The organism is Bradyrhizobium sp. WYCCWR 13022 (genome assembly GCF_030435535.1).
GTDB lineage: Bacteria > Pseudomonadota > Alphaproteobacteria > Rhizobiales > Xanthobacteraceae > Bradyrhizobium.
The window spans coordinates 77,369-84,439 of record NZ_JAUIZJ010000014.1 but is presented as its reverse complement, the minus strand read 5'-3'; the positions used below and the strand labels follow the sequence as shown (position 1 = coordinate 84,439).

The window sequence follows — 7,071 nt, the reverse complement described above, 5'->3', positions numbered from 1 at the left end:
TACTGGATGCCGACCCGCTACGCTCGCACAGGCTGATCACTGCAGACGTGGGAGCTCATACCGGTTACCATTGGGTTGACAGTCTACACATAGTGTGTATAAATACACACTATGAAAAGCCGGGAAATTATCTCGATCCTTCAAGGGGATGGATGGTTTGAGGTGGGCCGGAAAGGCAGCCATGTGCAGTTCAAACATCCATTCAAGAAGGGTCGCGTAATTGTTCCGCACCCCGAACGGGATGTCCCACTCGGGACACTGAAGAGTATTGAAAAGCAGTCAGGTCTCAAACTGAGGTAAGCGCCATGCGTAACTATATTGGTCTTATCCATAAGGATGCCGACAGCGATTTCGGCGTCTCATTTCCAGACTTCCCCGGAGTGATCACGGCAGGCAAAAGCCTTGATGACGCTCGTGCTATGGCAGAGGAAGCCCTCACCCTTCATATCGAGGGTCTTGCTGAAGATGGAGAAGCCATTCCGGAGCCCTCTACTCTAGAGGATGTTATGGCAGATCCTGATCATCGAACTGGGGTAGCTATTTTGGTGTCGGTCAAACCCGAACAACCAAAGGCTATACGTGTGAATGTCACCCTTCCTGAGGACGTTCTGAATCAGATCGACAAATATGCTGAAGCGCACGGCTTTACGAGATCGGGCCTCCTAACTCAGGCCGCGAAGAGACTCATAGGAGAAGCAGCCTAAATCAAGGCTCTGAGTTCATTCGAAAAAGACCGCAATACGATCAGACGGACGCATTGCGGAATGGGCACCGCTATGTGGGCCGATGCGATGTTGACGCTGTTCAAAGCGACATGCCGAGACGCAGGTTGAATTCTGCCGATCGGCACGAGCGTGGTCCCCGGCACTGTTACGTTGCACCCCCGGACTCCTCGGCACTCCGAGCCTGCGCGCCTTGATCTGCGTCGACAGCACCGTGAGCCACGTTCGATGGAACGAGGCGTGGGATTGCAGTTTGATGGCGAAAGCATTTGGACGAGGTGAATTCCGGCTCCGGCAGCAATTCGGTTGCGGGGGCCGATTTCGTTGTCAGACGGCCAGCCGTAGGCTCAACGGATAGCCAATACCGAATAAAGGCCGGCGGCGTGGACAGTGGTCGGCCAGTTGCGACGGATGCGAAGAAGGCCGCGGTTGAACATGACGCGAGCATCCATGGCCGTGGACCACCTGGACGATCCGCTTAGCTCTCGCGGCATAGTTTGCCTGCCCATAGTTCCAAATTTGCCAGTTCTAAATTTTTCATCCGCCAATACCGGCATAAGAGAACGGATTTATTTCGATGAAGCAGCCGGAGCGCCTCTTCGATTCTGAGCCGCAGCCATCTTCCGGAATTCGCTCTATGGCCCCTTGGGGCCGACCGAGATCTTGTCAGGACCGACCTCGGGACTGACGTTTGCGAGAACCGGCTCTTCGCCGAACGGGCGGTTGATGATGGCAAGCGCCTCCGAGGCGGCGTACGCGGTTGCGCGCGTAGCCGGTCCGCTCCCGTAGGATGCCCACCTCTTCCAGCTGCGCGATGCCCTGGTTGATCTGGGCGGTAGAGATGTCGAGAAGTTCGCGGAGCCGTTTCGCCGTCACGACCGGATAGTTGTGAAGCTCGTCCAGCGCCCGAAGAGCCGCAGAAACCCTTACGGAATTTCCGGCGACCCCTCCAGCGTTCGGACAACTCCGACAGCGCCTGCCGGGTGCGGATGAGCTCTTCAACGGTGGCGGTCACGGCGTCGGCCATGAACGTGATGATCGGCTCCCAGTCGAGCCGCTGCTGGGCGTTCTTGAGGGATGCGTAGTACGTGCCCTTCTTGCTTTCGATGTAGGGAGAAAGGTACAGCGGTACACGCTTCTCCGCCGCCATCATGAGCGGGAGGAGGAGACGACCCACGCGACCGTTGCCGGCGCGAAAGGGGTGTACCGCTTCGAAATGGGCGTGCGCAATGGCCATGCGCGTGATGAACCCTTGAGTCATCTGCTGCATGCCCTCGTTCCGGAGGTAGTCGACCGCCTGAGCGAGGCAATCTGGCACGTCGGGTGGGGGTGGAGGATTTATACTTGAATATGCGATGTCTTTGTTCCCGCCGATCCAGACTACGCGCGTTCGGAAGTCGCCGGGATCGTCCTGATAATCCGGGTCGTCCTTCATCACGCGCGATGGAGATCCTTGATCGATCAATAGTGAAGACGCCGTAGCCAAGCTCGGTGGCCCGCGGGACAAACCTATCGAGGGCGACGGCGTAGCTGCAGACCTGGCGTGCCTCGTTGCGGGCGCCGTCATCGCCCGTCTCTTCGACGGAAAGCAGTTCGTCGAGAGTGCTCTGGGTGCCTTCGATCGACGAGGAACTGACCGCCTCGCGCCTGGTAAGGATGGCGTTGACCGTCCCGAATGCCGCTTGTGCCGCTTCCAGGGCTTTCGCTGCACCGGGGGCGAATACGCCGTCCTCTGGAGGTGCCGGTGGAACGATCCCGTAGTGGGAATCGTAGGGTGGCGGAAGCCGTTTTAGGGTTTCCCGGATGGTGCGGCTGAGATCGCTACGCTTCATGGAACCCAAACTAAGAGGCTAATTTTGCTAGTTATATTTTGGGTTGTTGCAAAAAACCATAACACACCGCGATCGCTGAGGCTTTATTTTGGTTCGCAAGGAAGCAATTCCCTCGTGTTTATGAGTTCCGGCCTTTGCAAAGCGGGTTGATGGATCTGAGGCTCTCAAAGTCTCTTTCGTTATCGGTCCACGATGGATCCGTTCGCCTCTCGGCTATGGCAGCGATGATCGTCTAGGCAGCTAGGTTTTTCGCAGTTTCTTGCGCGGGCGGGAACGCCGCAGGGCCTGGGCCGGGCGGCCTAGTCAAGAGCCGGCCCGGCGAAGGCCGCGCGCAAGCGAAATTCGTCCGCGCTTCATCGATAATTTTACTTATCATGATGGCTGCTTGATAACAATACTGATCGGTCAGCTTGAGACATGTCGGCGTTTCGATATATAATACAGATCGAATGACTTATTTGATCAGGATAATATATTGTGACTTACCAAAGTGAAGAGCTCATCAAAGCCGCCTCCGCTCAGCGCGCAAAGGCGGGCATGAGCCAACGCGCGCTGGCGGCCCGCGCGGGTATGACCCAGGCGCACATCTCGCAAATCGAGACCAGTCGCCTCGAACCGGGCCTGTCGAGCTTCATGCAGATGGCGCGGGCGCTCGACCTGGAGCTCGTCCTTGTGCCGAAGAAACTTCTTCCCGCGATAGAGGGCTTACTGCGATCAAACGCTGCCGAATTCTCGTCCGAACAAGGATCGTCGGATGTCTTCAGCAAGGCCGAACGCATCGTCTCTGGTCAAAGGAAACGCTATGGCAGTTCAGCCACCCTCGACCGCATCGCCGAATATTTTCGCTTTCTGAAACAGGTCCATCTTTCAAAAACCGACCTGGCACTTGTCTCAGATATCGTCGAGAGCCTGCGTCCCTATAGCGTCGAACCTATACCCAGGGCTCTGCTGGAAGATTCTGCAGGCGCGTTACAGGGTGTACGCAACAGGGTCGCTCATCCCGAAGAAGCCCCTCGCCCCGCCTACGCTCTCGACGATGAGGACGACGATGCCTGACGTATCCGTTCTAAATGTCCACCTGCACGATACCCCGATCGCGACTCTCACACTCGTGCAGGGCGATCGTTCGCTGCTCGCCTTCAATCAGACCTACATCGATGACGCCCACCGTTCCACCTTGAGCCTGTCTTTCAAGGACTCGTTCGGGAATCTGCTCACCTCGTTCAAACCGTATCAACAAGTTCTCGCGCCATTCTTCTCCAATCTTCTGCCGGAAGGGCCGCTTCGTCGCTATCTTGCGGAACGGGCGGGCGTGAAGGAACGGCGCGAGTTCTTCCTCCTGTGGATGCTGGGCCGAGACCTTCCGGGTGCCCTGTCGGTCCACCCGGCCGATGGAGACGCGCTGCCCCCCCAGGTCGAGGAGAATCTTACGCCCGATAAACGGCAGAACATGATGCGCTTCTCGCTTGCGGGCGTGCAGCTGAAGTTCTCCGCGCTCAAGAATGATCCCAAGAAGGGCGGACTCACTATTCCGGTCGAAGGTGTCGGCGGTTCATGGATCGTCAAGCTACCGTCACATCAGTATATCGGCGTGCCTGAGAACGAATACTCCATGATGACCCTGGCGAAGGACATCGGCATGGATGTGCCCGAGCTTCAACTGATCGACGTCGAGGCAATCAAAGGTCTTCCGGACGGAATCGGCGAACTCGAGGGGCGGGCGTTTGCCGTGAAGCGGTTCGACCGCACGGCTGATGCTCCGGTCCACATGGAGGATTTCGCTCAGGTATTCGGCGTCTTTCCGGATGAAAAATACGACAAGGCGAATTACCGAAGCATCGCGCGTGTCCTCGGCATTGAGACTGGTGAGGCCGACCTCGCCGAGTTCGTCCGACGACTCGTATTCAGCACACTGATCGGCAACGCCGACATGCACCTGAAGAACTGGTCATTGATCTACCCTGATGGGCGGACACCCGTCCTGTCGCCCGCCTACGATCTGCTCTCGACTATTGCGTACATCCCGGACGACAAGATGGCGTTGAACTATTCGCGCACGAAGAAGATGGCCGAATTCTCAAAGGACGAGCTGGCGCATCTGGCTGCCAAGGCGAAGATGTCGGAGACGCTTGCGCTCGAAACGGCTGCGGAAACGGTGCAGCGCTTCAAGAAACTTTGGAAGGAGCGCAAGACAGAACTCCCGCTGCAACGACAAGTCATCGAAGTCATCGATGCACATACCGAGACGATCCCGATCTACAAGGAGCTCTAAGGCTTGAATAGCCGGGGTTTCTGACAGAATAGAGTGAGAGACGCTTCCTTCCCACTGGTTATTTGAATTCGATGAAGTCCCTGCGCGCGGACTGTGGGGTCAGGCGAGCCTCGCCCGGCGCTGGATATGAAATTCTTGAGTTGCGAGTAGACCGTCATTGACGGTTTCTATCAGATCTATGCGTCGATCCCAGCGAAGTTGCCTCCATCGCGTTACGCACCTACGCCGCAACGTTAGTCGCATTGATGGCGGAGCGGGAGCGAATGCATGCACTGTCCTCAATGCACAAAGAGGAGGTAGCTGCGATCAGCGTTGCGCCGATTGCTCGTCTCGTCGGTCCAGCCGACGGCACGGCGATAGCTGCCCATCACCCCGGCCTCCTTGACGGTGACAAGATCGACCCGCTCTGTCTCATCGGCAAAAGGGGAGACGTAGAGCGCGTCCTCAGGACAATAGAGCTCGCAGAGGAAGCAGGTCTGGCAATCGCTCTGCCGCGCGATCACCGGAAGCCCGTCCGTTTTGTCGAATACGTTGGTCGGACATACCGCGACACAAATGTCGCAAGAGGTGCAGCGCTCGCTATCGATGACCTCGATCATTCCGCAGCCTCCGCGTAAGCCGCCTCGGCATGGGGCCGGACGGCGGTCCAGACTTCGTCAAGGCCGCCCGATGTCAGGTAGTGGCGCTGCCGATGGTCCTGCTCGGGGAAATCGTCACGACGATGCATGCCGCGGCTTTCCTGACGCGCCAGTGCGCTGCGGTACATCCATCGCGCTGTGGCCAGCATCGCCGCGCTTTCACGCGTGCGGAGCAATTCGGCCGCGCCGGCAGCGCCTGCTTCCGAGACATCGCGCCAGGCGGCATCGAGGCGCGCCAGCGCACCACCGAGCCGTGAGGCCTCGCGGAAATAATTCAGCTCATAGGGGAAGACCTCGTCCTGGACGGCTCGCGCCAGCGCGGCCGGCTCGAATGCGCGCCGCGACCGGCTCCGGAGGCCGACCGTTCCAGCCGAGGACAGCTCTCGACCGTCAGCGGCTTGCCGCGCGTAGTCCGCGGCGCCCTGCCCGGCCAGCGTCCCCGACGTCATCGCCCAGGCGGCGTTGTGGCTGCCGCCGCCGGTGAAGCCACCGCAGATCAATTCGCGCGTCGCCGCATCTCCGGCGGCATAGAGCCCGGGGACGGTGGTTGCGCAGGTCTCGTCGACGATGCGAAGGCCGCCGGTGCCACGCACGGTGCCTTCCAGTCGCAGCGTAACCGGAAAACGATCCTTGAACGGATCGATTCCGGTGCGGTCGAAGGGCAGGAAGAAATTCGGTTGCGAGGCCCGCATGTGCAGCTGGACGTCCGCGTCGGCCTTGTCGAGCCGCGCATAGACCGGCCCCCCGAAGCAGGGCTCGGGCAATCGCGGAACGACCGCCTTTGGATGCAGCACCAGCTGCCGTCTTCATAGGTGAAGTTGGCCCAGCCATAGAACAGCGTCTTGGTGACCGAGCCGAACGCCGGCGAGATCGCGTAGGGATTGGAAAACTCCATGCTGCTGAATTCGGCGCCGGCTTCGGCGGCCATGAGATAGCCGTCACCGGTGAGCACGTTCGAACCTAGCGTCTTGCTCAGAAACGCACAGCCGCCGGTCGCAATCACCACCGCTTTGGCGCGCACGGTCCAGCGATCCTGCTTCTGGCGACGCAGGCCGCTCGCGCCCGCAACCGCCCCGGCCTCGTCGAGCAATAATTCCAGCGCCGGGCTGTGATCGAGGACGGTGACGCCGGCCTGCTTGGTCCGCTTGCGCATCAAGCGCATATATTCGGGGCCTTGCAGCGAGTTGCGCTGCGACTTGCCGTGGTCATCCACGGGATAGGGATAGCCCCATTCGGCGAGGCGATTGCTCTGCTGAAAAGTGAGATCGAGCGTGCGGACCATCCAGCGGCGGTCCTGAAGATATCCGCCGAGCTTCTCGCGGCTCGCCATCGACGCCTCGCGGTCAGTCGGCGTGGGATCGACGTACCAGACGCCGGTTCCCGCCGCCGCGGTCGAGCCCGAGGTGCCGCAAAAGCCCTTATCGGCGAGAACAACACGCGCGCCGCGTTCGGCCGCGCTTACCGCTGCCCAGGTGCCCGCGGGCCCGCCACCCAGCACCAGCACGTCTGCATCATATTCGACCGATCCTGAAGGTGCGGACCTACGCTCGGCGCGATGGATTTGGTTGGTCATTGAACACGTCCCCAAGTTCGAACCATTACAATTG

8 protein-coding genes and 1 pseudogene are annotated in these 7,071 nt (G+C 59.5%); 4 read left to right on the top strand and 5 right to left on the bottom strand.

Features of this window, described 5'->3' with window-relative positions; genetic code table 11:
- Window positions 1-111: 111 nt before the first annotated feature.
- Together QY049_RS21430 and QY049_RS21425 are read left to right on the top strand one after the other, a co-directional pair.
- On the top strand, window positions 112-300 hold the full coding sequence (locus tag QY049_RS21430; protein WP_128929956.1) for a type II toxin-antitoxin system HicA family toxin: 189 nt from the start codon (window positions 112-114) through the stop codon (window positions 298-300).
- 5 nt (window positions 301-305) lie between these two features.
- Complete coding sequence (locus QY049_RS21425) at window positions 306-704, top strand: type II toxin-antitoxin system HicB family antitoxin (protein ID WP_128929955.1); 399 nt, start codon at window positions 306-308, stop codon at window positions 702-704.
- A 496-nt stretch (window positions 705-1,200) separates the two neighbouring features.
- On the opposite strand, the gene QY049_RS21420 is transcribed toward QY049_RS21425, so the two are convergent.
- Together QY049_RS21420 and QY049_RS21415 are read right to left on the bottom strand one after the other, a co-directional pair.
- A complete protein-coding gene (locus QY049_RS21420) occupies window positions 1,201-2,157 on the bottom strand; it encodes a Fic family protein (protein WP_232995664.1) in 957 nt (318 codons plus the stop codon).
- 88 nt (window positions 2,158-2,245) lie between these two features.
- Window positions 2,246-2,554: pseudogene (locus QY049_RS21415) on the bottom strand (Fic/DOC family N-terminal domain-containing protein); the annotation flags it as partial.
- Between the two features lie 477 nt (window positions 2,555-3,031).
- Between QY049_RS21415 and QY049_RS21410 the strand changes: the two are divergent.
- Window positions 3,032-3,610: a helix-turn-helix domain-containing protein gene (locus QY049_RS21410; protein ID WP_128929954.1), complete on the top strand. Its 579-nt coding sequence runs from the start codon at window positions 3,032-3,034 to the stop codon at window positions 3,608-3,610.
- Window positions 3,603-4,826 carry a type II toxin-antitoxin system HipA family toxin gene (locus tag QY049_RS21405; RefSeq protein WP_128929953.1) on the top strand — a complete coding sequence of 408 codons (1,224 nt, stop codon included), beginning with the start codon at window positions 3,603-3,605 and terminating at the stop codon, window positions 4,824-4,826. Before QY049_RS21410 ends, QY049_RS21405 begins: the two co-directional genes overlap by 8 nt.
- Window positions 4,827-5,104: 278 nt before the next feature.
- On the opposite strand, the gene QY049_RS21400 is transcribed toward QY049_RS21405, so the two are convergent.
- The 3 genes from QY049_RS21400 to QY049_RS21390 are packed head-to-tail and all read right to left on the bottom strand — an operon-like array spanning window position 5,105 to window position 7,037.
- Window positions 5,105-5,425 (bottom strand): ferredoxin family protein, encoded by a 321-nt coding sequence (locus tag QY049_RS21400; protein ID WP_128929952.1) that lies wholly within the window; start codon window positions 5,423-5,425, stop codon window positions 5,105-5,107.
- Window positions 5,422-6,057: an FAD-binding protein gene (locus QY049_RS21395; RefSeq protein ID WP_232995643.1), complete on the bottom strand. Its 636-nt coding sequence runs from the start codon at window positions 6,055-6,057 to the stop codon at window positions 5,422-5,424. The genes QY049_RS21400 and QY049_RS21395 overlap by 4 nt, the downstream gene beginning before the upstream one ends.
- Window positions 5,961-7,037, bottom strand: a complete 1,077-nt coding sequence (locus QY049_RS21390) for an FAD-dependent oxidoreductase (protein ID WP_232995642.1) — start codon at window positions 7,035-7,037, stop codon at window positions 5,961-5,963. Before QY049_RS21390 ends, QY049_RS21395 begins: the two co-directional genes overlap by 97 nt.
- Window positions 7,038-7,071: the final 34 nt, after the last annotated feature.